Consider the following 24,160-nt stretch of genomic DNA (forward strand, 5'->3'; position numbering starts at 1 on the left):
CCTATGCGGCCTGAAGCGCGCGTCCGCGCGCACCCACGCCGCAAGAGCGCTCCTGGACGGCCAGCCCAGACGCCGCACCACCTCCTGCGCGTTCATCCCGCACGCGAAATACTCCTCCACCGCGCGCCCTCTCCTCGACGCTGAACCTGCGACCACCCATCAGAGACCAGACCTTCCCCCGACCCAACCCCCAACATTCCGTCCGCACCCCCACGGAACTCTGTCTCGTTTATGACTATCAGCGGCAATAATTGTCACAAAGAAGACAGAGTTATACAGCGAAGACTCATAACGACAGGACTACTTGAGCAACGACCGTTCGTATGCCTCACATGTCGAAAACGACCAATAACGGATTAGCTCCTAGCCGGTCCAGACTTCGCACATTTCACGCATGCCGCCCCAGTTGTCCCGTTGCGCTCATAATGTGTGACTCTGTTGACTCATAGTCCAGGCCTGCACCTTAGTAACGCGGGCCCCGATAGCAAAGGACCTCCCATGTCGGACCAGATCATCTCCATCACACTCAATGGCGAAGCGAAGGAGGTGAAGTCAAGCGACACCGGCGTTCAGCTCTTTGAAGACGACAAGAACATCATCGCCGTGCGCCTCAACGGCCAGCCCCGAGACCTGTACACGCCACTCAAGGACGGCGACAGCGTGGAGCCGATTGCGCTGGACAGCCCCGACGGGCTTGCCATTATGCGCCATTCGGCGACGCATGTCATGGCGCAGGCCGTGCAGGAGATTCGCCCGGACGCCAAGCTCGGCATCGGTCCGGTGATCGATAATGGCTTTTACTACGACTTCGACGTGGACGAGCCGTTCACGCCCGAGGATCTCAAGGATATCGAGAAGCGCATGCAGCGCATCATCAAGCAGTCGCAGTCCTTCCGCCGCCGCGTGGTGAGCGAGGACGAGGCGCGCGCTGAAGAGCAGGACCAGCCATACAAACTGCAGCTCATCGGCAAGAAGGAAGCCGAAATCGACGAAGAGGCCTCCACCGAGGTATCCACCGGCGAGCTGAGCATGTACGACAACGTCGACCGCAACGGCACCACGGTCTGGAAGGACCTGTGCCGCGGCCCGCACCTGCCGAACACGCGCTACATCAAGGCGTTCAAGCTCGAACGCACCGCCGCCGCCTACTGGCTCGGCGACGAGCACAACAAGATGCTGCAGCGCATCTACGGCACCGCGTGGCCGACCAAGGATGAGCTCAAGGCCTACGCCAGCCGCATGGAGGAGGCCGCCAAGCGCGACCACCGCAAACTCGGCCAGGAGATGGACCTGTTCTCCTTCCCCGAGGAGATTGGGCCGGGGCTGGCCGTCTTCCATCCCAAGGGCGCGGCGATCATCAACGCGATGGAGGACTACTCGCGCGAGCAGCACCGCAAGCATCATTACAGCTTCGTGCAGACCCCGCACATCACCAAGGGCCATCTCTACGAGATCTCCGGGCATCTGCAGTGGTACAAGGACGGCATGTTCCCGCCAATGCGCCTGGACGAGGAGCGCGACGAGCAGGGCAACGTCACCAAGCAGGGCTTGGATTACTACTTGAAGCCCATGAACTGTCCGATGCACAACCTGATTTTCAAGTCCCGCCAGCGCTCCTACCGCGAGCTTCCGCTGCGCCTCTTCGAATTCGGCACGGTGTACCGCTACGAGAAGTCCGGCGTGGTGCATGGCCTGACCCGCGTGCGCGGCCTGACTCAGGACGATTCGCATATCTACTGCACGCGCGAGCAGATGAAGGGCGAGCTGACCAGCCTGCTGACCTTCGTGCTGGGGCTGCTCAAGGACTTCGGCCTCAACGACTTCTACCTTGAGCTGAGCACCAAGGACCCGCACAAGTTCGTTGGCTCGGACGAAGTGTGGGAGGAGGCCACCAGCACACTGGCCGAGGTCGCCAAGGATTCCGGCCTCGAACTCGTCGACGACCCGGGCGGGGCGGCCTTCTATGGGCCGAAGATCTCCGTGCAGGCGCGCGACGCCATCGGCCGCACCTGGCAGGTGTCCACCATACAGCTCGACTTCAACCTGCCCGAGCGCTTCGGACTCGAGTATATCGCCGCTGACGGTTCGCATCAGCGTCCGGTGATGATTCATCGAGCCCTATTCGGCTCCATCGAGCGCTTCTTCGCCATCCTGCTTGAGCATTACGCGGGCGCATTCCCCGTCTGGCTCGCTCCGGTGCAGGTGACCGGCATTCCGGTGGCCGACGAGTTCACGCCGCATCTCGAAACGTTCATCCAAGATCTGGAAGACAATCTCGTGCGCTGCGAGCTCGACCGCTCCGATGATCGCTTCGGCAAGAAGATCCGCAACGCCTCCAAATCGAAGGTGCCGTTCACCCTGATCGCCGGCAGCGAGGACGTGTCGAAGAACGCCGTAAGCTTCCGCTTCCGCGACGGCAGCCAGCTCAACGGCGTGCCGCTGGAGCAGGCCAAGGCGTGGATTCTTGAGGCCATCAGCTCGCGCGTCCAGGTCAACTCCGCCGAAGACTTCGCTGCAGTCACCTCCGCAGAGATCCCCGCAGCAACCGCCGCGGCGCTCGACTAAGGCCGGATTCAGCACGACATGTTCGAAAAACTACGCGGACCTTTCAAGAAGGTCATAGCCCCGATAGCGCGCGGACTGGTGAGCCTCGGCGTCACGGCCGACATGGTCACGGTGGCCGGTGCCGTCGGCACGATCATCGTGGCCGTCGTCACCGGCGTCACCGGCTGGATGGTGCCGGGCACGCTGGTGCTGGCCCTGCTGGTCGTCTTCGACTCGCTTGACGGGTCAGTGGCGGCCATCACAACCGGAGGCACGAAATTCGGTGCCTTCCTGGACTCCACGCTTGACCGCATCGCCGACTGGGCGGTGCTCGTGGCCGTCATACTGTTCTTCTATCTGCACAGCGATTGGTGGACCCACGCAGCATCGGCGTCCGCGCCTGACTATGTGAGCTACATCGGCATCGGGTGCGCGCTCTACGCCATCATGACCTCCTTCGTGACCTCCTACGCCCGCGCCCGCGCCGAATCGGTAGGTTACGAGGCCAAGAACGGCATCGCCACGCGCTCGGATCGATTGGTCATCATCCTGGTGGGCATGTTCCTGACCGGGCTGTTCCGCAATGGCATGTGGCTTATGGCCTTCATGGTGCTGCTTGCGGTGCTTGGCACGATAACCGTCTTCCAACGCATCCACGAGGTGCACAAGCAGATGAACGGCGAAGAGCCAATCCAGCCCATCGTGCCGGAGGCCCGCGCCGGAGCGCAGTAGACGAGAGGGAATACCCATATGCTTGACCGCGTGCTCATAGCTATCGCCCGCAACGCCCGATTCATACCGGAGTCGCTGCTGCGCGGACTATTCGCGTGCGCGGCCGACATCTGCTGGCTGTTCGGCGTCGGGGGAGTGCGCCAGCTGGAACGCAATCTGCGTCATGTGTTGGGCGCTGCAGGAACGGACAACGCGGGAATAAGCAACGCGGGAACCGGTACGTCGCAATCAGGTGACGTACATCAGGCAGGCGGCACCACAGTTTCACGCCGCCGGTTGCGGCAGGTTTCGCGACGTGGCATGCGCGCCTATTTCGCCTACTTTTCCGAGGCCATGACTGTAGGCGCGCGCAGCGAGCAGCAATTGCGCGCCCGTGTACGCGGCGATGGGCCGGGGCTGCAAGGCCTGATCGCATATGTGCATGATTCCACCGGCTCGGCGCCTTTGGCGCTCGGGCATCAGGGCAACTGGGACTACGCCGGCTTCTGGGCGCATCATGCGCTCGCCCCTGTCACAGCCGTGGCCGAACGGCTAGGCAACCAAAAGCTGCTCGACACCTTCGTGCATATCCGCGAATCGCTCGGCATGCGAATCGTACTGACCGGTCAGAAGGGGATTACCGCGCAGCTCAGGGAGCAGCTCGCCAAACCCAACGTGGTCGTCGCGCTGCTTGCCGACCGTGACTTGAGCCGACATGGCGAATTCGTCACGGCTTTCGGCTCCACGATTCGCGTCGCCCGCGGCCCTGCCACCTTGGCTTTGGATACTGGGCTGCCCTTGTATGCAGTCAATGTATTCCGCGAACGGCTGCACGGCGATCAGCGACGCAAAGCCAAGTCGCGCTATGGCTATGTGTGCTGGTTCGAAAAGCCGATAGACATCGATCGTTATCGCTCTCTGCCGCGCGAAGAGGCGATTCGAGCCATCAGCCAGGCTTGGGTCGACGTGTGGGCGGCGCAGATCACGCGACATCCTGAGGACTGGCATATGCTGCAGCCGATTTTCCTTGAGGATCTCGACCTTTCGCGCCTGAGCGATGTGCCCGATGACATACTCGCCAAAATCGCAGGTAACGCTGCATGACGCAACATGCTGCTGCCACAACGCCGTCATGAGACCGCCGACAGCCACACGTTTCGGTGGTCTGTTTCGGCCGCCTGATTTGGCCGAATGATGGCCGAATGGCAGCCGAATATCATGCAGCGAACAACGACGTACAGGTAGCGCCGATATGACAAACATCCGCAGCCGTGCGACAATGCCAGTTATGCCTCAAAAGCCTGAATCACATGTAGACGCCGCTGCTGCAAGGCACGAGGACCCCTTGCATGGACGCAAGCTCAGCATCGGCATCATCTCGCCCTACTCGTTTGAAACCCCCGGCGGCGTGCAGTTCCACATCCGCGATTTCGCCAAGGAACTCATGGCCCGAGGCCATCATGTCGAAGTGCTGGCTCCCGGCAGACGCACCAAGGACATGCCGCTGTGGGTGCACACCAACGGCAGCTCGTTCTCAATCCATTACAATGGCTCGGTGGCCCAGATGAGCTACTTCGGCGTCGTGGGCCTGCAAACGCGGCGCTGGGTCAAGCAAGGCCAGTTCGATATTCTCCATGTGCACGAGCCGGAGACGCTGTCGCTGAGCCACAAGCCGCTGACGATGCGGCATCATCCGCCGATGATCGCCACTTTCCACGCGGCCTTCAACACCTACCCGCGGCTGCTGCGCTTCGGCGAGTCGTATCTGCGCCGTTACCTCGACCCGCTCGCTGCGGCGATATGCGTCAGTGACGCCGCGTTGGATACCGCCGCGCACTATCTTCCCGAGCAGCTCGAAACGCACATCATCCCCAACGGCATCAACCGGAATTTCTTCGCCAAAGCCGCCGCCGACTCCCGCTGGACCGGCAGCGAGGAACAGCCCACCATCGGCTTCCTGGGGCGCATGGGCGACGAGCGCAAAGGCTTCAAGATCTTCGCCCAGGCCGCTCAGCAGATTCTGCGCGAATATCCGCATGCCCGTTTCCTCTGCGTAGGCGACGGCGAGTCCGACGGCCACAAGATTCTGAACAGAATCGATTCCAGCGGAAATCTCACGAAGCACTGCGAGTTCCTTGGACGCATCAGCGACGAAGACAAGGCGCGATTCTACCCTTCGCTCAGCGTTTACGTCGCCCCGCAGACCGGCGGGGAAAGCTTCGGCATCGTGCTGGCCGAGGCGATGGCGGCGGCCTGCCCGGTGGTGGCATCCGACCTTGACGCCTTCCGCGCGGTGGCCGATGATGGCCATGCCGCGGCCCTGTTCGAGAACGGCGACGGTGCGGATTGCGCACGATCGGTATGCGCGGTGCTCGGCGATTCATCGCTGCGCGAAAGGCTGCGCCTGAATGGCTCGCAACGCTCTCGGCAGTATGACTGGTCGAGCGTCGCAGATTGCGTGCTGAGGGTTTACGCGCGGGCTTTGTCGTGAAATTGCATTAGAATCACAACGTTTAACGTATTCGCATAGCTGCTGAGGAGTATTATGTCAGGGCATTCCAAATGGGCGACGACCAAGCACAAGAAGGCGGCCATCGACGCCAAGCGTGGCAAGTTGTTCGCCAAGCTGATCAAGAACATCGAAATCGCGGCCCGCATGGGCGGTGGCGATCCCGACGGCAACCCGACGCTCTATGACGCCATCGTCAAGGCCAAGAAGAACTCCATGCCGGCCGACAACATCAAGCGCGCCGTCAAGCGCGGCTCCGGCGAGGAAGCGGGAGCGGCCAACTACGAGAACATCGTCTACGAAGGCTACGCGCCCGCCGGCGTCGGCGTCATCATCGAATGCCTGACCGACAACCGCAACCGCGCCGCCGCCGAAGTGCGTTCGACGCTGACCAAGGCCAATGGCTCGCTTGCCACATCCGGCTCCGTGAGCTTCAACTTCGAGCGCAAGGGTCAGATCGTGGTCCCGTCCGAAGGCATCGACTTCGACAAGCTGTTCGAAGTGGCGGCCGAGGCAGGCGCCGAGGATGTGAGCGACGAGGGCGAGGTCTTCACGGTCATCACCGATCCGGGCGATATGATCACCGTGCGCAAGGCGCTGCAGGATGCGGGAATCGACTATGATTCCGCCGATTTGATCATGAATCCGAAGACCGAGATCGAACTGGATGTGGACGATGCGCGCAAGGTGTCGCGTCTTATCGACAATCTCGACGATCTCGACGATGTGCAGAACATCTACAGCAACTGGACCGCCTCGGACGAGGTGATGGCCCAGCTCGACGAGGAGTAATATCCTCGTGATCATTCTAGGTGTCGACCCCGGGCTCACCCGCTGCGGGGTCGGCGTGATCGAAGCCGGCGCATCCCGCCGGCTTTCCTTTATCCACGTCGATGTCGTGCGCTCCGATCCGCACACCTCGCAGGACTTGCGCCTGCTGACCATCTACGACGGCCTATGCGAGAAAATCGAACGCTTCGCGCCCGATACGGTATCCATCGAACGCGTGTTCGCCCAGGAGAACCGCAACACCGTGCTCGGCACCGCGCAGGCGGCCGGCTTAGCTATGCTAGCGGCCGCGCAGCGGGGCATACCGGTTGCGTTGCACACGCCGACCGAAGTCAAGCTGGCAATCACCGGCAATGGGCGCGCCGAGAAGATTCAGGTCGAACGCATGGTGGCCCATATCCTGAATCTCAACACCATGCCGAAGCCGGCTGATGCCGCCGATGCGTTGGCGCAAGCGATCTGCCATGCCATGCGGCCCGCCGGGGCCTTGGAGGGCGGCGAACGCGAACAGCACCTGACGGTGGCGCAGCGGCAGTGGGCCGAGGCTTCGCAGCAGGCGCAGCGCCGCCATAGCGTCGACAGGGGCATGTAGACTTCGAACAGATGTTCGATTACTGAGTGTTTGCATATTCGGTGTTCGGATATGAATGGTCTGAGGACAGCTGCGCTGCGCTAGCTGTTTTCAGACTGCTGACCACTGACCACTGATTACTGATTACTTGATCACTGACCGTTACGGACTGATAGGGGATCGTCATGATAGGAATGCTCGCAGGCCGGGTCGAGGCCGTGGATGCCAGCGCCGCGCTCATCATGGCCGGCGGCATCGGCTTCGAGACGCGCATGCCTGCGGCCGATCTCTCCGCGCTGCATGCCGGTCAGGAAGTGAATGTCTACACGTCGCTCAATGTCTCGCAGGATGCGATCACGCTGTTCGGCTTCCTTGCCCAGGCTTCCAAGCGCATGTTCATGCAATTGCAGAAAGTCAGCGGCATCGGGCCGAAGGTGGCGCTTTCGCTGCTGTCCACGCTGCCTCCCGACAAGCTTGCATGCGCAGTGGCCGATGGCGACGCGACGGCGCTGGCCAAGGCTCCTGGACTAGGTAAGAAAGGCGCACAGAAGATCATATTGGAGCTCAAGGGTTCGATTGATCTTACGCAGATCGAGGGAAAGCCGGCAGCCGGAGCGCCTCGCGCCGACACCGGAACGCTGCAGGTGGTCGAAGGGCTGATTTCGCTTGGCTGGCGCGCCCAGGACGCCGAAGAAGCGGTGCGCTCGGTGTGCGCGGACAATGACATCGCGACGCCGCTCGCCGGGGATGACGTGCCGCGCGTGCTCAAGCTGGCCTTGGCCGCACTCGACAGGGGAAGGTGACCCACACTATGACAGGCAATACAGCAGCCGATATGACCACTGTGCATGATGCAGGCCGTGGCAGCAATCAAGTCGATACCGGAGCCAACGCCGGCATCGACTCTCAGGTCAATGCTGGCGTCAACGAGGAGTCGCTGCGCATGGTCTCCTCACAGCCGATCGGCAATGAGCCGATCAGCGACGAGGAACTGCGTCCGCATGTCTTGGATGGCTTCATCGGGCAGCCGCGCTTGAAGGCCCAGCTGCAGCTTGTCTTTGATGCCGCCCGCAAACGCGAGGTGCCGCCCGACCATATTCTGATGGCCGGCCCTCCAGGCTTGGGCAAGACCACGTTGGCGATGATCACGGCGAATGAACTCGGCGTTCCGATTCGCGTGACCTCCGGCCCGGCCATTCAGCATGCCGGTGATCTGGCGTCCATCCTCAGCTCCCTGGATGCCGGCGAGGTCCTGTTCATTGACGAGATCCATCGCTTGCCACGTGCGGCGGAAGAGCTGCTGTACATCGCGATGGAGGATTTCCGCGTCGACGTGATCGTGGGCAAAGGCCCTGGCGCTTCCTCGATTCCGCTGACCTTGCCGCGTTTCACCGTGATTGGCGCCACCACACGCGAAGGCATGCTGCCCTCGCCGTTGCGTGCGCGCTTCGGCTTCACTGCGCATCTCGATTTCTACCCGCGCGAAGAGCTGGAAAAGCTCATTGAACGCTCGGCTGCCGTTCTTGGCGTCACACTGGGCGATGGCTCGGCTCAGGAGCTTTCCCTGCGCTCGAGAGGCACGCCGCGTATCGCCAACCGGCTGCTGCGTCGCGTGCGAGACTGGGCCACGGTGCACGATCTCGGCGTCGTGCGTCCCGATGCGGTGCGTGAGGCGCTTGCGCTGTACCAGATCGATTCGGAAGGCCTGGATCGGCTCGATCTCGCCGTGCTGCATGCCGTCGTCAAGAGTTTCAACGGCGGCCCTGTGGGCCTGAACAACCTCGCAGCGATGGTCGGGGAGGAGGCGGAGACCGTGGAAACCGTATGCGAGCCGTATCTGGTGCGCGAAGGCTTCCTCATTCGCACGCCCAAAGGCCGCGTTGCCACGGGCAAGGCCTGGGAGCATCTGGGGCTGACGCCTCGCGATGATGTCAGCAAGCTATTCTAAAATCTGTTGTTTGGACCGATATCCATTGTTATTCGGGTGCATAATGCATCCGCCATGTTAGGAGACCCCCGTCATGTCCTTGATTTTACCCGTCGTCCTCATCGTCCTCATGGGCGGCATGATGTGGTGGCAATCCAAGAAGGCCAAGCAGCAGCAGGCCGAAGTGAAAACCTTCCGCGAGAATCTGGTGCCCGGCACCGAAGTCGTCTCCATTGGCGGCGTCATCGGCAAAGTCGTGTCCGTGGACACGAAATACGAGGAGATCGTAATCGATTCCGAAGGCAGCCTGCTGCGCTTCAAGGCCTCCGCCGTCAACAAGACCTATGTGCGCCCGGCGTACGTCGATGACTCCGAAGTGGATGAGAACGGCAATCCGCTGCCGCAGGAGGATGGCGGCGAAGCACAGGTCGCGTATGGGGAGATCTCCGACGCTGCTCAGCCTGACGACGGTGCACCGGCAGCGGGCGATGCGGCGCAAAACGATTATGCGCAGGAGGCGGCTGTCGACGAGACAGGCGACGAAGCTGCCGCCACAACGACGGACGACGCAGCAGAGGAAACCCCCGCGAAGTAGCGTGTATGTGTCGATCGGCGTGCATGATGCGGCAGTCATCATGCACGCCTAGGCATTGAAGACAATCATCGTTGAACGGCATTCGACTAAGGCGGCAGGACATCGTCATGACTTCATCTGACATCAGCATCGATCAGCTTGGACTTGTTGGAAGAGAGGACGCCGAATACCTCCTTTCCCTGATTCGCACGATTCCCGGATTCCCCAACGAGAACGTTCTTTTCCGCGATTTCATGCCCGCGCTGGCCGACCCCAGAGGCTTGGGAATCCTGCTCAAGGCGTTGCAGCTTGCATTGCCAGTGCAGCGGCAGGACTTTGACAGCGTCGCCGGGCTCGAAGCCCGCGGCTTCCTGTTCGGCCCGGCCTTGGCCGCTTCCCTGGGCAAAGGCTTCATCGCCATGCGCAAAACCGGCAAATTGCCGCCCGAAACCATCAGCGAAGAGTACACGCTCGAATATGGTCAGGAGAGCGTTGAGGTCGAGACCAATGCGATTTCCTCCGGCGAGCGGGTGCTCATCGTCGACGATCTAATCGCCACCGGCGGCAGCGCCAGCGCTGCAGCGCATCTCGTCGAGAAATGCGGGGGGACAGTCGCCGGCTTCAGCTTCGTGATGGAGCTTGAAGGTCTTGACGGGCGCGCCTCGCTCGGCACGTATCCCGCCAGCGCATTGGTTACGATGCCCGCCTGATACGCACGATGACGCAGACAGTGCACTGATGCGCATGCCACGGCGCATTACGACGTTATTGCACTGACTGCTCGCCACGTTGCAAGGACTAGGCCAGATGACACATTTCGAAGATATCGACAGAGAGGAAAAGGTTCGGTTCTATGGATCTCTATGAGTACCAGGCCAGGGAGCTGCTCGAAGAGCAGTCCATCGACACGCCGAAGGCTATTTTCGCGCAGAATTCGCACGAAGTGGCGTTGGCTGCGGACAAGATAGGCTATCCCTGCGTCATCAAGGCGCAGGTCAAGATCGGCCATCGCGGGCAAGCTGGCGGCATCAAGGTGGCCCGGAATCGCGACGAGGCGATTCTCACGGCCGAGCAGATCTTCCCGATGAGCATTCAGGGTCACAAGACCAGCGGCGTGCTGGTCGCGCAGGCCAAGAACATCCTGCATGAATACTACGTCTCCATATCGCTGGACCGCGCTTCGCGCGACTTCGACGTGCTGGCCACAGCCAACGGCGGCACCGAGGTCGAGCAGATCGCCCGCGAGCAGCCCGAATCGGTTAAGCGGCTGCATATCAATGCGCTTGACGATTTCGACCTTGATGCCGCCACATCGATGGCGCAGAGTATCGGCTTCTACCATGCCGACGTGGATCAGGCCGCGCAGGTGCTGCTCAAGATGTGGCGCTGCTTCAAGGAGAATGACGCCACACTGGTCGAGATCAACCCGCTCGCCAAAATCGGCGACCCGGACGACGAATCCTCCAAATCGCTGTGCGCCTTGGATGCCAAGATATCGCTGGACGACAACGCCGCCTTCCGTCACGATGGCTGGAAGCGCTTCACCGATCTGCATCAGTCCGATCCCTTCGAGCAGCGCGCCCGCGAGCATGGCCTGCACTACGTCCACCTGACCGGCGAAGTCGGGGTCATCGGCAACGGCGCCGGACTGGTCATGAGTTCGCTCGATGCCGTTTCCGGGGCTGGCGAAGACCAGCACACGGGAATCAAACCCGCCAACTTCCTCGACATCGGGGGAGGGGCCTCAGCCGATGTCATGAGCGAAAGCCTGAATATCGTGCTTTCCGACCCGCAGGTCGAATCGGTCCTCATCAACGTCTACGGCGGTCTCACCTCCTGCGCGCAGGTGGCCGATGGCATTCTCAGCGCCGTGGAATCTCTGGGATCCTCGAAGCCTATCGTCGTGCGCTTCGACGGCAATGCCGCGAGCGAAGGACTGCGTATTCTGCGAGAGGCCGGCAACGCGAACGTGCGCGTGTGCGATACGATGGAACAGGCCGCGCAGGTCGCCGCCGAACTCGCTTCAACCGCCAAGGAGGCACGTCGATGAACGCATTCATCGAGAATGGCGCGCCGGTCATCGTGCAAGGCATGACCGGTCATCAGGGCATGACGCACACCGCGCGCATGCTTATCGCCGGCACGAATATCGTCGGCGGAGTCAACCCGCGCAAGGCCGGCACCACGGTCGCTTTCACGACAAACACCGATGCCGAGCAGGTCGAAATACCTGTGTACGCATCCTGCGCTGACGCGATCGAGGCCACCGGGGCCAAGGCGAGCGTGGTCTTCGTGCCGCCGAAATTTGCCAAGGACGCGGTCGTTGAGGCGATTGAGGCCGGCATCGGGCTTATTGTGGTCATCACCGAAGGCATCCCCGTGGCGGATACCGCCTACTTCGTCGAATTGGCGCTACGCAAGGGCGTGCGCGTCGTCGGCCCCAACTGCCCTGGGCTGGCTACCTTCGCCAAGGACCCTGCGCAGCACGGCGTGAACATCGGCATCATTCCCGATGGCATCGTGAAGCGCGGCCCGCTGGGGCTGGTCTCCAAGTCGGGCACGCTTACCTACCAGCTTATGGGCGAGCTCGCTGACATCGGCTTCACCGCATGCCTCGGTGCCGGGGGAGACCCCATCGTCGGCACGACGCTGCAGGAGGCTTTGGCAGCCTTCGAGCAGGATGAGGACACGAAGGCCGTAGTGATGATCGGCGAGATCGGCGGCAACGCCGAACAGGACGCCGCTGCCTGGGCCGCAAAGCATATGAGCAAACCCGTTGTGGCATATATCGCGGGCTTCACCGCCCCCGAAGGCAGGCAGATGGGCCACGCTGGCGCCATCGTCTCCGGCGGCAAGGGAACCGCTCAGGACAAGAAGGACGCGCTTGAAGCCGTAGGCATCCCCGTCGGCAGAACGCCGGGGCAGACCGCGCAGATCATGCGTGAGACATTGGCTGCGCGCTCCCTGGTATGAGGATACGTCCCAGGCAGTGGCTGAACGGGGCCGGCGCGGCGCTGGCCTCCATCGCCATATACTCCATTTCCTTGGGGTTTTTCATGGCGCTGACGCTGCTTGTCATCTCAATGGAGGAGGGCGGCGACAATCTCTCGCAGCTCTCGATTCCATTGGGCGAGGCTATTGTGCTGCTCAGCCAAGGCGTGGGATTCCAGGCCGGCGCCATCAAACTGACGATTATCCCGCTGCTGCTGACCATACTGCTCATCGCCCTCATTCGCTCGCTGACGCTCAGGTTCGGCTGCTCCTCATGGGAGGCGTATATTGCCGGGGCGATCTCGTGGATGGTGCTGAACGCGATACTCGCACAAGGCGTCACCGTGGGTCTGCTCGATTCGCTGTGGCTTATCTGCTTGAAGACGCTGCTGGTATTCACCGTGGGCTTCGTCGGCGCGGCGCTGCCCGCCTCCGGAGCATGGGATAGATTCGTCACCGCTTTTCGCGCGCATACCTCCGCGCCGCTGCGCACTGCACTGAGCACAGGAGTGTTCATCGGGGGAGTGCTTATCGCCTGCTACATGCTGGCTGGCGTGATCGTAACCATAGTGTGGATAGTGCGCGGGCACGGGGCGATGCTTCACCTGTTTGATCTCACCGGCATGCAGTCCGGCTCGAAGATACTCACGACCATATGCTCGCTGGCGTGGCTGCCGAATCTCTGCATTTGGGCGATAGCCTGGTTGTTTGGCTCAAGCTTCTTCATCGGTGACCTGGCTACGTTCAACCTGTGGACCGGGAGCGCGGTCGGGTTGCCGCCGCTGCCTGTGTTCGCGCTGCTGCCGGAGCCGGTCGCCAATGCGACCTGGCGCATCGTGCTGATGTCCATTCCGCTGGCGCTAGGCTTCATCATCGGAGCTCTTGCGCTGGTGTTGAGGCGCGGTTTCGCCATCAGATTCATTGACATGGATGATGCGCATGGCGATGCTGAGCGCATCGAAGGCGAGCAGAACGAGCAGGAACAGGACGAACAGTACGGCAACGGACGCGATCTGCGCAACACCATCGTCCGTTTCGCCTGCGCCGCCGGAAGTTTCTGCCTAGCCAGCGTGATTGTGGCACTGGGCATGACGCTGCTGTTCCTGCTCTCGAACGGGGCACTGGGCCATCAGTGTCTTGCTCGTGTTGGTGTCGATGTGGCGGCATCCACGCAGGCCGCCAGTCGGCCGGGAGCGCTGGGACTGTTCGCTGCCTGGCTGATCATGCTCATCGTCGTATCCGGCGTATTCGCCGTGCGCACAGCCCTAGCCCGCCGCCGAACGCGGCTCGCAGCGGTGGGCAAGGCAACGGACGACGCAGGCGCTGCCCCGACTTCTGGCGACAGCGACAGCGTCAACGGCGATGCCAGCGACAGCGGCACACCCACCGACGCACCATCAACTCGTGTCATCAGCTCGATGACCAAACCCAAGGAGGACCATGATGACGACAACACATCGACCGATACGACGGGCTCTGGTATCCGTCTTCCATAAGGAAGGCCTGGAAACGCTGGCTCAGGCCTTCGTCGTGGCGGGAACCGAAGTGGTCTCCACCGGCTCCACGGCCAAAACGCTTGCGGCACTGGGCGTCAACGTCACCGAGGTAAGCGAAGTCACCGGCTTCCCTGAAAGCCTCGATGGCCGAGTCAAGACACTCGACCCGCATATCCACGCCGGCATCCTCGCCGACATGACCAACCCCGATCACGTCGCGCAGCTTGAGCAGCTCGGCATCGCGGCCTTCGATCTGGTCGTCGTGAATCTGTATCCCTTCGCCGACACTGTGCGTTCGGGTGCGAACGAGGCCGACACCATCGAGAAGATCGATATCGGCGGGCCTTCTATGGTACGCGGAGCGGCCAAGAACAGCGCTTCCGTCGCCGTCATCACCGATCCTGCGGATTACGCGCTGGTCGCGCAGCGGGTCGCGGACGGCCAAGGATTCGGCTTGGAGGAGCGCCGCTGGCTTGCGGCCAAGGCCTTCGCCCACACCGCAGCCTACGATGCGACAATCACGGAATGGACATCCCAGCGCTGGATCAAGCCGGCCAGCGTATCGCCGGTGTCGGAAATCAACGACACTGAGACGGCTGAGGCTGCGGCTACGACTGACGGCGCGGACGCAATCGATGAGAAGCTCATGCCGGCGACGCTTACGCGCACCTGGGACCGGGCGCATGTGCTGCGCTACGGCGAGAACCCGCATCAGCAGGCCTCGCTGTATCTCGATCCGCTCGATCAGGTCGGCTTCGCGCATGCGGTCCAGCTCGGCGGCAAGCCGATGAGCTACAACAACTATGTCGATGCCGACGCCGCTTGGCGCACAGTATGGGACTTCGCGCCGCGCATCGCCGTGGCCGTCACCAAGCACAATAATCCCTGCGGTCTGGCATTGGGCGAGACCGTCGCCGAGGCGCATCGCAAGGCGCACGCCTGCGACCCGATGAGCGCTTACGGCGGGGTCATCGCCGCCAACGCGACCGTCACGCTGGACATGGCGAACAGCGTGCGGCCGATTTTCACCGAAGTCATCGTCGCGCCGGATTACGAGCCGGAGGCGCTGGAACTCCTGCAGACCAAGAAGAAGAATCTGCGCATTCTGAAAGTCGCTGAGCCGCCGCATGCGCGCACCCAGATGCGTGCCATCGATGGCGGCGTATTGGTGCAGACCACCGACTTGATCGATGCCGAAGGCGACAACCCGTCTAACTGGCGTTTGGTCGCCGGAGAGGCTGCGGACGAGCAGACGATGCGCGATCTGGCATTCGCATGGCGTTCGATACGCTGCGTGAAGTCGAATGCGATTCTGCTCGCGCACGATGAGGCCACAGTCGGCATCGGCATGGGGCAGGTCAACCGGGTCGACTCGTGCGATCTTGCGGTGCGCCGGGCCAACACGCTGGCCGGCAACGCGAACCGTGCCACCGGCTCGGTCGCTGCGTCCGACGCCTACTTCCCGTTTGCCGATGGCGCCCAGAAGCTCATCGATGCCGGGGTCAGGGCCATTGTGCAGCCTGGTGGCTCCATCCGTGACGAGGAAGTGTTCGCCGCCGCCCGCGCGGCGAATGAGACGATGTATGTCACCGGCACCCGCCACTTCTTCCACTGAGCGGCACAGGTTACTAAAGACGCTATAGATGCTATAGACGCAAGGAGCATTCACCATGAGCGGCAAGCACCCCCAGGTCTCGGAGGACCACGAAGGCAAGCCCGCCTTCGAATGGGCGGTTGCCGCCGCCGTGGCGCTCAGCGCCGTATGTGCACTGCTTGGATACATGATGGCCGCCACAGCGGTTCTCGCTATGACGGCCATCATCACCGGATCACTCCGGTTGGTGCTGCGCGAACGCAGCCCGTGGAAGGTGCGTTCAGTTGGCTTCGATTCCTTCATTGGCATTGCCCTGGGAATCGGCCTGATCGTCACGTACATCAGCATCAGACTGCTCTACTGAGCCCTCGTCGGCGGCTGCGGCTGCATCGGCCTGAACCGCTTCGGGTTCAGTAACAGCGGCAACGGCAGTAGTCGCAGCGCTTTTGGCGAACAGCTCCTGCGCGACCATGACGAGCGCGACCAGCGCGGCTGCAAGCACCGGCACAATCCAGAACACCCAGAGCTGCTGCAGCGGCTCCTGCGTCAGTCCCTGATTCTGCGCGAAGATAGCAACGCCGGTAGCGCGAGCCGGGTTGAGCGCCGCCCCGGTGACCGGATAGGTGAACGCAGCGCCCGCGCCGTAGGCAAGGCCCATGGCCCAAGGCTGATGGGACGTGCCCTTGCCGTCCTTGCCAAGCGTCGACATGGCCGCGGCGACGATCAGCACGCCGGCGATGACCTCGACAAGAATCGCCAGAGTGATGCTGAAGCTCACTCCGGCACCCTTGAGCGCAGTGGAGGAAACCGAACCGGATTCGAAGCCGTTGGCAGCATACGTGAACCACAGCTTGACCGGCAGGCTTTGCGAGACCGGGAGCACGCTTTTGAACACCGCGCCCGCCGCGATGCCGCCCAGCACCTGGGCGATGATGTAGAGCAGACCGTCGAGCAACTGGGTCTTCGAGGTCAGCATGGCCGCGATGGTGACGGCGGGATTGAAATGCCCGACGGAGATGCGTCCAAGAACGAACGTCACGATGGCATAGACCAGGCCTGTCGCGACGGCGATGAACGCCAGATTGGCGCCATACAGCGCGGCGGAAAGCGCATACGCCAGATAGATCACAATGAAGATCAGGAAGCTGCCCAGCAGCTCCGCTGCCACGCGCAGCCACAGATTGGCTGTTGCGCTGATGGCCGGCGTAGCATTCGCCGTGTTCAGATTCGAGGCTGCGTCGTCATAAGTCGTAGCCTGCGCTGCATCCTGTGATGCGACTCCTTCCTCGCTGCTCGGCGCGATGCCGTTTTCCGATTCGAATTGAGTCATGATATTCCTTCGTACCTCAACTATGTACACTCTGTACTTCAACGATGTACTTTCAACGTTGCGGGCCGATGCCCGCCGGACGACTGTCATAGTACCAGCATCTCCGGTGTGTTTCCTTATTATGGGTTATACTGGAAAGGTTGCGACCGCCCGAATGCTGAACTGCAATCGCTGGCGGCGTCGAAATCATACGAATACGGCGGTGCGAGTGCGCTGCCGACTGGCCACGTTGGGAGAACGATGCCAAACGCATATTCACGCGCCGAAAAGGCGCATACCACTGATAATGAAGGAATCCGGCTGCAGAAGCTGCTCGCGCAGGCTGGATTCGGTTCCCGCCGCAAATGCGAGGAGATCATCACCGAAGGCCGTGTCGAGGTCGATGGTGAACTGGTAACCGAGCTCGGCACCCGTGTAGACCCGGCGCATCAGCAGATTCGCGTCGACGGCTCGCGCGTGCGCATCGACGGGCGGCATATCACGCTGGCGCTCAACAAGCCCAAGAAGGTGCTCAGCACTATGGACGACCCGAAGGGGCGCTTCACTCTGAGCGACATCGTGGGCGACAAGTACGAGCGCATCTTCCACATGGGGCGGCTGGATTACGACTCCGAAGGCCTGATTCTCATGACCAACGACGGCGAGCTGAGCCAGCACGTCATGCACCCCAAGTATGAGGTGGAGAAGACCTATATTGCCACGCTGGAAGGCAAGATCGGCGGCAATGTGTGCCGGCGGCTCGTCTCGCAGGGCGTGCAGCTCGATGACGGGCTGATCAAGCTCGACCATTGCGCCATCATCGACGGCAGCCGCGAATCGACCATCGTCAAGGTGGTGCTGCATTCGGGCAAGAACCGCATCGTGCGCCGCATCTTCGGCGCGATTGGCTTCCCGGTCAAGCGCCTGGTGCGCACGCAGATCGGCCCGATCAAGCTCGGCGACTTGAAGCCCGGAACCTACCGCGTGCTTTCGCAGCCCGAGGTGCGCTCCCTGTCCAAGGAGGTGGGTCTGTGATTCGCGTAGCCATTGACGGCCCCGCAGGCGTGGGCAAATCCTCGACCTCACGGGCCTTGGCGAGCTATTTCTCGTTCGCCTATCTCGACACCGGCGCGATGTACCGCGCCTGCGCCTGGTGGTGCCTGCAGCAAGGCATCGATCTTGACGCCGAGCAGGTCGACGAGCAGACGATTACGCAGACGGTGGGGGACTTCTTCACCGAAGACCACTTCGATCTGAGTGTCGACCCGGAGGATCCCAAGGTCTTCGCCGATGGCGTCGACATCAGCGAGGAGATTCGCTCCTCCGAGGTCTCTTCGCATGTCTCGGTGGTGTCAAGCATCATCCCCGTGCGTCACGTGCTTATCGCCGCGCAGCGCGCGTTCATCGAGCGTGAGGCCTTGGCCGAGTCATATTCGAAGGGCGCTGGCGTCGTTGCCGAAGGGCGCGACATCACAACGGTGGTATCTCCTGACGCGGAGGTGCGCGTGCTGCTCACCGCACGCGAAGAGGTGCGTCAGGCGCGTCGCACCGGCCAGAGCGTGCAGGGCGTCGGTGCGGAGAACGTCGCTGCCCGAGACAAGGCGGATGCGCAGGTTACAAGCTTCCTGACCGCCGCCGAAGGCGTGAGTACGCTCGACAATTCCGATCTGACCTTCGAGCAGACGCTGGATGCGCTGATTGCGTTGGTCGAGCAGGCCATCGAAGAGCAGGAATATCACCAGTATGCCGCGAATCTCGAAGGCTATGAGCTTGACGACGAGGACCAATCGCTGCTGGCTGCCGACCGCGATGCGGGAGCCGGCAACCAAGCCGGTCCCAAGCCCGTGGGCGTACTGGCCGTGGTCGGGCGACCCAACGTCGGCAAATCCACGCTGGTCAACCGTATTCTCGGCCGCCGCGTCGCCGTCGTAGAGGATACGCCTGGCGTGACCCGCGACCGCGTGAGCTATGACGCCGAATGGGCCGGCAACGATTTCAAGCTGGTCGACACCGGCGGCTGGGAAGCCGACGTCGAAGGCATCGAATCGGCTATCGCCTCGCAGGCGCAGGTCGCGGTGCAGCTCAGCGATGCTGTCGTCTTCGTGGTCGATGCGCAGGTTGGCCTGACTGACACCGACCAGCGCATCGTGAAGCTGCTGCGCGACTCGGGCAAGCCCGTGGTGCTGGCCGTCAACAAAATCGACGATGCCGACGGCGAATACATGGCCGCCGAGTTCTGGAAGCTCGGCATGGGAGAGCCGTACGCGATTTCGGCCATGCACGGCCGTGGCGTCGGCGATCTGCTTGATGTGGCTATCGCTGCGCTCAAGAAGGCCGACAAGACCTCTGGATTCCTCACTCCCAGCAATCTGCGGCGTGTGGCTTTGGTAGGCCGTCCGAACGTGGGCAAATCCTCGCTGCTCAACCAGTTGGCGCAACAGGAGCGTGCGGTCGTCAACGAGCTGGCCGGCACGACCCGCGATCCGATTGACGAGGTTGTCGACATCGACGGCGAGGACTGGCTGTTCATCGACACTGCCGGCATCAAACGGCGCGCGCACAAGCTTTCGGGCGCGGAATACTATTCCTCGCTGCGCACGCAGGCGGCCATCGAACGCAGCGAGCTGGCCTTGGTGCTGTTCGACGCCTCGCAGCCCATCGCCGATCAGGACCTCAAGGTCATGAGCCAGGCTGTGGACGCCGGACGCGCAATCGTGCTGGTGTTCAACAAATGGGATGTGCTCGACGAATTCGACCGACAGCGCCTCGAACGGCTCTGGAACACGGAATTCGAACGAGTCACCTGGGCCGAGCGGGTCAATCTCTCCGCGAAAACTGGCTGGCATTCCAACCGGCTGGCCAAGGCCATGCGCACCGCGCTCGAATCATGGGACAAGCGCATCCCCACCGGCAAGCTCAACGCCTTCCTCGGCCGTATCCAGTCCGCACATCCGCACCCGCTGCGCGGTGGCAAACAGGCCCGCGTCCTCTTCGCCACGCAGGCCTCGACACGCCCGCCGCGCTTCGTGATCTTCGCCACCGGATTCCTCGAGCACGGCTACCGCCGCTTCATCGAACGTTCACTGCGCGAAGAGTTCGGGTTCCAAGGCACGCCGATTCAGATCTCCGTGCACATCCGAGAGAAGCGCAAGCGCAAGTAGGTCTCCAAGTAAGTCTTCTCTGATTTGCTTGGTGAGACAAGTTTGAGAGTTGTGTTGTCGCTGAATCGCCGCAGCTCGACTTAACTGGTTGCACCGTTCGCATTATTATGTTGTGGCTGCCATCGCGATAAACTGCGATGGCAGCCACAACACTGTGCAGAATTTGTAGCAGATACAGACTCTATATCAGGTTTACTGGTCTGGCTATGCAACAAGCGAGGAAATATTGCCCAAATCTTTCGGATCAAATGAAAGCACGTCGTAGTCCCGCTGTAGATCCATCCAGAACTCCGGCGTGGTCGCCAATGCCTTGGAAAGCCGATATGCCATGACCGTCGTAATATGGCGCCTGCCATGAATGATGTCGCCTATCGCCGTTTCGCTCACGCCTATGGTCTTCGCCAATCGATAATTGCTGATGCCCAACGGCTCAAGGAACTCTTCCTTGAGTATTTCTCCCGGCGTGCTGAGATAGGTTGCGGCTGCGCCAGCCTGAGAATATTCAGTCGTGGTAATCGTCGGAATAGACATTATAAGCCTCCTACTCAGTATTACTGGACACGTTAGCAATATTAAGCACGAGTAATGAATTTTCGACACTGACCTTTGGGCAACACGCTACGTGTCGACCAAAGTCAGAGGATGTGGTAAATTATCTCCTTGGTGTTCAAACACCGTTCGGGCCGTAGCGCAGTTTGGTAGCGCACCTGACTGGGGGTCAGGGGGTCGCGAGTTCAAATCTCGCCGGCCCGACAATTGCTGCGGAAGCTACACCTTTTCATTAAATTATTGATTGGGCATTACGTCGGAGCTACTGCTCCACAAGCCTACAAGGCATTTCACAAGTCTTAAATCTGGATAGAGTCATACTCTCGATATGTGATGCATGTTTAGCGTTCTGTCGTTTCCGAATCTATCAAAGTGTTTCATCTGTCATAGCCTTTCCCGACAATTGAGTATGCCCAACGTTAGGACCTACTCAGATGCGAAACTTGCCGACGCAGTAAAACGTTCTCACTCTTGGCGCGGAGTACTTCGTGAACTCGGTCTAAAAGGAACATCTGGGCGTTCAATTATTTCGGTTCGAAACCGAGCAACCGCACTCGGACTCGACCTCCCACTGTTGGACGAAAGCGTTCCCAAGCTCAAAACTTCAACACAGAGATCATACCGAGATCCTGCGGATGGCTGTAACATTTCAATCAATAACCTCAGCAAGGCAGCCGCATCAATCGCTGCTTCTTGGTATCAACTTGCCGGATTCGATGTTTCGTTACCTCTCGAACCCGTTAGATTCGATCTTATCGTTACGCATGCTGCAACAGTATGTCGTGTACAAGTGAAGAGCACAATTACGAAGGAGAGAGGTTCTTGGAAAGTCTTCATATCTTCCACTAGTGGTGGGAGAACTTCATACTCGCCATCCGAGATTGATGAATTCTTCATTGTCGACGGCGATTTTCAGCTGTATCGGATTCCTCTTCGGGAAGTTTCCGGTAAAAAGGCTCTCTCCTTGAATTGCTACCTTCATTTCCAGGTATCGATGGTGCCCCTCACTGCAGACTAGTGACATTCTGCAACCATATGCAGCAGTTCAGGCAAAGTGGGCGGATCAACCGCCGCGAAGTTGAGGAAATTGAGCACGAGACGCTTCTGCAGCTCCTCGAATTCCTGTTGGTTTAGTGTTCGATCCTATCCTTCACCTTCTCTACGATATCGGTAGGATCATTAACAGCTGAAATTGCCTCATAGATCGCTTCCACAGCTGCTTCTATCGGATCTTCTTCGGCACAGAAAGCCACCGCCGAGAGGGCCTTCGCACGTGAAAAATACTTAAGGCTCTGTGCATCAGAAGATTCCTTCGATGCCGATTCCGAATTCTCCTCCTCGGATGCATTCCAATACGCCTCATCAAGCGCGGCAGCAGAATCCAGAACTGCCTTCCGCTTATCGATATGATGGAAATCACCAGCACGCACCAAGGAAATCAGTTCAGTCGCCCTAGAGTCATCGCCGCCAAGTAGCCCTCATTGCCAGACGCGCAGCCAATATTGCGGCATCCCTGAGCGCATCCCCTGAACACTTCTGCATCTCCAGATACAACTCCGGAGCAACGCCTTGCAACCTATCCATAACCTATCCTTTCAATGCTGTAGGGAGCCCGCCGTTGCGATTAGTGGGCAGTATCCTCCCATCAGTTGCGAGTATCGCGCCGTGAACCACTTCGGTCACGCCGCTTAGTGCACGAGCTTGCGGTCTTTGCCCTCGTCTTTGATGCGCTCTGCCAGCCATACGTGGACCAGCGCATTGCGACTCGTTGCAAGATTACCAGCCTCATCGTCCAGCTGATTTATCATCCACCCAGGCAGGGTGAGATTCACTTTGCGGCTGGCCCGTGTTCCCGTGCCTGCTGTTGATGAAAGGCAGCTTTCGCCACCCGTGCTCTCGCTGCGAGCTGAAAATCTGGGTTGATGCCGACGTTTCGTGTGTTATTGTTAGCAGTGCTTACATAGTTAGCAGTGCTAACAACGTGTACTGCCAACAATACGGCATTGCTTACAACACAGAGGAGATGCGCTACGGATACATCGACGACTAGGCAGCACAGCGATTTGCGCGAGACGCTGATCCGCTCGGCGTTGCAGATGCTTGAAAGCGGTGAGCCGTTTTCGTTGCGGGCACTGGCACGAGATGCTGGGGTATCGACCGCTGCGCCGTATCGGCATTTCGCCGACCGCGAGGAGCTTGAATCGGCGTTGGCTGTCCACGGATTGCAGGAACTCATGCGCGAGCTGACCGCCGATCGCGAGCCACCGGCCACAGCAGAAGACATAGGCGAAGTCGCAGTGCGCTATGTGCGGTTTGCGATGCGACGTCCGGCGCTGTTCCACTTGATGTTCGGGCAGCCATGCGACGATCAGAATGACGAGCGAGTGCGCGCGGCCGCTGCGCTGCGCGACTATCTCAGGGAAGTGATGGCGCGGATTTTCCCGCAATCCGAACCCGATGCCCTCGCCACGGCGGGGTGGTCACTCGCGCATGGACTCGCCTTCCTCCATCTTGATGGCAAGCTGCCGAACACCGACCCTGAGGATATCGACAGGCGAGTGCGCTCAGCGTTTGCCGCGGTTTTCCCGCCAACCAATTGCATTGAATCCAACGATAAATCTAACCACGACAAATCCAACCACACAGAATCGAGCATCCAATGAGCAAGAATGCCAAGAAAGTGCTACTCGTCGTCACCAACGTCAGCCACTATGACATCGATCCCTCGCACCCGACCGGGCTGTGGCTGTCTGAACTCGTTCACGCCTATGACATTTTCGAGAAGCACGGCTACGAACAGACCATCGTGAGCCCGGCTGGCGGCGAGTCGCCATTGGAGCCACGTTCGTTGAAGTTCCCCAATTACGACAAATCCGCGAAAGCATGGCACGACGACCCCAAGAGAATGACGCTGTTGGAGCACACGGCCAGCCCGGACGACATCAATGCGGCCGACTACGACGCGATCTTCTTCACTGGCGGGCATGCGGTGATGTTCGATTTCCCCGGCAGCGAGGGCTTGCAGCACATTACTCGCGATATCTACGAGAACGGGGGAGTCGTCTCCGCAGTCTGCCACGGCTACTGCGGCTTGCTGGAAACGAAGCTCACCGACGGCAGCTATCTTGTCGCAGGCCGCAATATCACCGGGTTCTCATGGCGCGAGGAAATCCTCGCTCGCGTGGACAAGCTCGTGCCCTATAACGTCGAGGGGCGCATGAAGCAGCTCGGTGCGCACTACTCGAAGGCGCTACTGCCGTTCGTCTCCAACGCTGTCGTCGATGGCAGGCTCGTCACCGGTCAGAACCCCGGTTCAGCCAAGGAGACCGCAAGCAAGGTTGCCGAGCTACTGGGCTGAGTCAGCCCTGCACGCACCTTCAACCGCTTATCTTCAATCAATACACAACCCAACCAAAACACACAAAAGGACACACA

23 protein-coding genes and 1 tRNA gene are annotated in these 24,160 nt (G+C 60.7%); 21 read left to right on the forward strand and 3 right to left on the reverse strand.

Annotated elements, in window-relative coordinates; genetic code table 11:
• The first annotated feature begins 498 nt into the window (after window positions 1–498).
• The 15 genes from thrS (at window position 499) to DDF78_RS10295 (ending at window position 16,070) form a co-directional block, all read left to right on the forward strand.
• Window positions 499–2,565, forward strand: coding sequence for a threonine--tRNA ligase (thrS, locus tag DDF78_RS10225; RefSeq protein ID WP_152581714.1), 2,067 nt, complete (start codon window positions 499–501; stop codon window positions 2,563–2,565).
• Window positions 2,566–2,583: 18 nt separating this feature from the next.
• Window positions 2,584–3,276 carry a phosphatidylinositol phosphate synthase gene (pgsA, locus tag DDF78_RS10230; RefSeq protein ID WP_152581713.1) on the forward strand — a complete coding sequence of 231 codons (693 nt, stop codon included), beginning with the start codon at window positions 2,584–2,586 and terminating at the stop codon, window positions 3,274–3,276.
• An 18-nt stretch (window positions 3,277–3,294) separates the two neighbouring features.
• Entirely contained in the window at window positions 3,295–4,359 is a 1,065-nt protein-coding gene (locus DDF78_RS10235; RefSeq protein ID WP_152581712.1) for a phosphatidylinositol mannoside acyltransferase, read from the forward strand.
• Window positions 4,360–4,543: 184 nt separating this feature from the next.
• Entirely contained in the window at window positions 4,544–5,746 is a 1,203-nt protein-coding gene (locus DDF78_RS10240; protein WP_152581711.1) for a glycosyltransferase family 4 protein, read from the forward strand.
• A 54-nt stretch (window positions 5,747–5,800) separates the two neighbouring features.
• The gene (locus DDF78_RS10245) at window positions 5,801–6,556 is read left to right on the forward strand and encodes a YebC/PmpR family DNA-binding transcriptional regulator (protein ID WP_152581710.1); all 756 of its coding nucleotides are present in this window, start codon (window positions 5,801–5,803) and stop codon (window positions 6,554–6,556) included.
• Window positions 6,557–6,563: 7 nt separating this feature from the next.
• Window positions 6,564–7,145, forward strand: a complete 582-nt coding sequence (gene ruvC, locus DDF78_RS10250; RefSeq protein WP_152581709.1) for a crossover junction endodeoxyribonuclease RuvC — start codon at window positions 6,564–6,566, stop codon at window positions 7,143–7,145.
• 164 nt (window positions 7,146–7,309) lie between these two features.
• The gene (gene ruvA / locus DDF78_RS10255) at window positions 7,310–7,927 is read left to right on the forward strand and encodes a Holliday junction branch migration protein RuvA (protein ID WP_152581708.1); all 618 of its coding nucleotides are present in this window, start codon (window positions 7,310–7,312) and stop codon (window positions 7,925–7,927) included.
• Window positions 7,928–8,067: 140 nt separating this feature from the next.
• Entirely contained in the window at window positions 8,068–9,072 is a 1,005-nt protein-coding gene (ruvB, locus tag DDF78_RS10260) for a Holliday junction branch migration DNA helicase RuvB (protein WP_152581724.1), read from the forward strand.
• A 73-nt stretch (window positions 9,073–9,145) separates the two neighbouring features.
• The gene (locus DDF78_RS10265) at window positions 9,146–9,646 is read left to right on the forward strand and encodes a preprotein translocase subunit YajC (RefSeq protein ID WP_152581707.1); all 501 of its coding nucleotides are present in this window, start codon (window positions 9,146–9,148) and stop codon (window positions 9,644–9,646) included.
• Between the two features lie 107 nt (window positions 9,647–9,753).
• A complete protein-coding gene (locus DDF78_RS10270; protein ID WP_152581706.1) occupies window positions 9,754–10,335 on the forward strand; it encodes an adenine phosphoribosyltransferase in 582 nt (193 codons plus the stop codon).
• A gap of 143 nt (window positions 10,336–10,478) precedes the next feature.
• On the forward strand, window positions 10,479–11,675 hold the full coding sequence (gene sucC / locus DDF78_RS10275) for an ADP-forming succinate--CoA ligase subunit beta (RefSeq protein ID WP_152581705.1): 1,197 nt from the start codon (window positions 10,479–10,481) through the stop codon (window positions 11,673–11,675).
• Window positions 11,672–12,598, forward strand: a complete 927-nt coding sequence (sucD, locus tag DDF78_RS10280) for a succinate--CoA ligase subunit alpha (protein ID WP_152581704.1) — start codon at window positions 11,672–11,674, stop codon at window positions 12,596–12,598. Before sucC ends, sucD begins: the two co-directional genes overlap by 4 nt.
• A complete protein-coding gene (locus DDF78_RS10285; protein ID WP_152581703.1) occupies window positions 12,595–14,112 on the forward strand; it encodes a cell division protein PerM in 1,518 nt (505 codons plus the stop codon). The genes sucD and DDF78_RS10285 overlap by 4 nt, the downstream gene beginning before the upstream one ends.
• Window positions 14,057–15,727: a bifunctional phosphoribosylaminoimidazolecarboxamide formyltransferase/IMP cyclohydrolase gene (gene purH, locus DDF78_RS10290; RefSeq protein WP_415482526.1), complete on the forward strand. Its 1,671-nt coding sequence runs from the start codon at window positions 14,057–14,059 to the stop codon at window positions 15,725–15,727. The genes DDF78_RS10285 and purH overlap by 56 nt, the downstream gene beginning before the upstream one ends.
• Window positions 15,728–15,782: 55 nt before the next feature.
• Window positions 15,783–16,070 carry a DUF3017 domain-containing protein gene (locus tag DDF78_RS10295; protein WP_152581702.1) on the forward strand — a complete coding sequence of 96 codons (288 nt, stop codon included), beginning with the start codon at window positions 15,783–15,785 and terminating at the stop codon, window positions 16,068–16,070.
• Here DDF78_RS10295 and DDF78_RS10300 read toward each other — a convergent pair.
• Window positions 15,987–16,931 (reverse strand): MIP/aquaporin family protein, encoded by a 945-nt coding sequence (locus DDF78_RS10300; RefSeq protein ID WP_419465479.1) that lies wholly within the window; start codon window positions 16,929–16,931, stop codon window positions 15,987–15,989. The two genes, DDF78_RS10295 and DDF78_RS10300, sit on opposite strands and share 84 nt — an antisense overlap.
• Before the next feature lie 345 nt (window positions 16,932–17,276).
• On the opposite strand from DDF78_RS10300, the gene DDF78_RS10305 reads away from it, so the two are divergent.
• Together DDF78_RS10305 and der are read left to right on the forward strand one after the other, a co-directional pair.
• Window positions 17,277–18,050, forward strand: a complete 774-nt coding sequence (locus DDF78_RS10305) for a pseudouridine synthase (RefSeq protein ID WP_152581700.1) — start codon at window positions 17,277–17,279, stop codon at window positions 18,048–18,050.
• A complete protein-coding gene (gene der / locus DDF78_RS10310; protein WP_152581699.1) occupies window positions 18,047–20,176 on the forward strand; it encodes a bifunctional cytidylate kinase/GTPase Der in 2,130 nt (709 codons plus the stop codon). The genes DDF78_RS10305 and der overlap by 4 nt, the downstream gene beginning before the upstream one ends.
• Window positions 20,177–20,380: 204 nt before the next feature.
• Here the strand turns inward: der and DDF78_RS10315 are convergent, their stop codons facing one another.
• A complete protein-coding gene (locus tag DDF78_RS10315) occupies window positions 20,381–20,707 on the reverse strand; it encodes a HigA family addiction module antitoxin (RefSeq protein WP_152581698.1) in 327 nt (108 codons plus the stop codon).
• A gap of 148 nt (window positions 20,708–20,855) precedes the next feature.
• On the opposite strand from DDF78_RS10315, the gene DDF78_RS10320 reads away from it, so the two are divergent.
• Together DDF78_RS10320 and DDF78_RS12335 are read left to right on the forward strand one after the other, a co-directional pair.
• Window positions 20,856–20,929 (forward strand) — tRNA-Pro (locus tag DDF78_RS10320).
• A gap of 205 nt (window positions 20,930–21,134) precedes the next feature.
• On the forward strand, window positions 21,135–21,743 hold the full coding sequence (locus tag DDF78_RS12335; RefSeq protein WP_162000931.1) for a group I intron-associated PD-(D/E)XK endonuclease: 609 nt from the start codon (window positions 21,135–21,137) through the stop codon (window positions 21,741–21,743).
• Window positions 21,744–21,855: 112 nt separating this feature from the next.
• On the opposite strand, the gene DDF78_RS10325 is transcribed toward DDF78_RS12335, so the two are convergent.
• The gene (locus tag DDF78_RS10325) at window positions 21,856–22,158 is read right to left on the reverse strand and encodes a hypothetical protein (protein WP_152587873.1); all 303 of its coding nucleotides are present in this window, start codon (window positions 22,156–22,158) and stop codon (window positions 21,856–21,858) included.
• Between the two features lie 630 nt (window positions 22,159–22,788).
• Between DDF78_RS10325 and DDF78_RS10330 the strand changes: the two genes are divergently transcribed.
• Together DDF78_RS10330 and DDF78_RS10335 are read left to right on the forward strand one after the other, a co-directional pair.
• Window positions 22,789–23,388 (forward strand): TetR/AcrR family transcriptional regulator, encoded by a 600-nt coding sequence (locus DDF78_RS10330; protein WP_237564649.1) that lies wholly within the window; start codon window positions 22,789–22,791, stop codon window positions 23,386–23,388.
• Window positions 23,385–24,083 carry a type 1 glutamine amidotransferase domain-containing protein gene (locus DDF78_RS10335; protein WP_152581696.1) on the forward strand — a complete coding sequence of 233 codons (699 nt, stop codon included), beginning with the start codon at window positions 23,385–23,387 and terminating at the stop codon, window positions 24,081–24,083. The genes DDF78_RS10330 and DDF78_RS10335 overlap by 4 nt, the downstream gene beginning before the upstream one ends.
• Window positions 24,084–24,160 lie beyond the last annotated feature (77 nt).

It is taken from the genome of Bifidobacterium tibiigranuli, assembly GCF_009371885.1.
Classification (GTDB): Bacteria; Actinomycetota; Actinomycetes; order Actinomycetales; family Bifidobacteriaceae; genus Bifidobacterium; species Bifidobacterium tibiigranuli.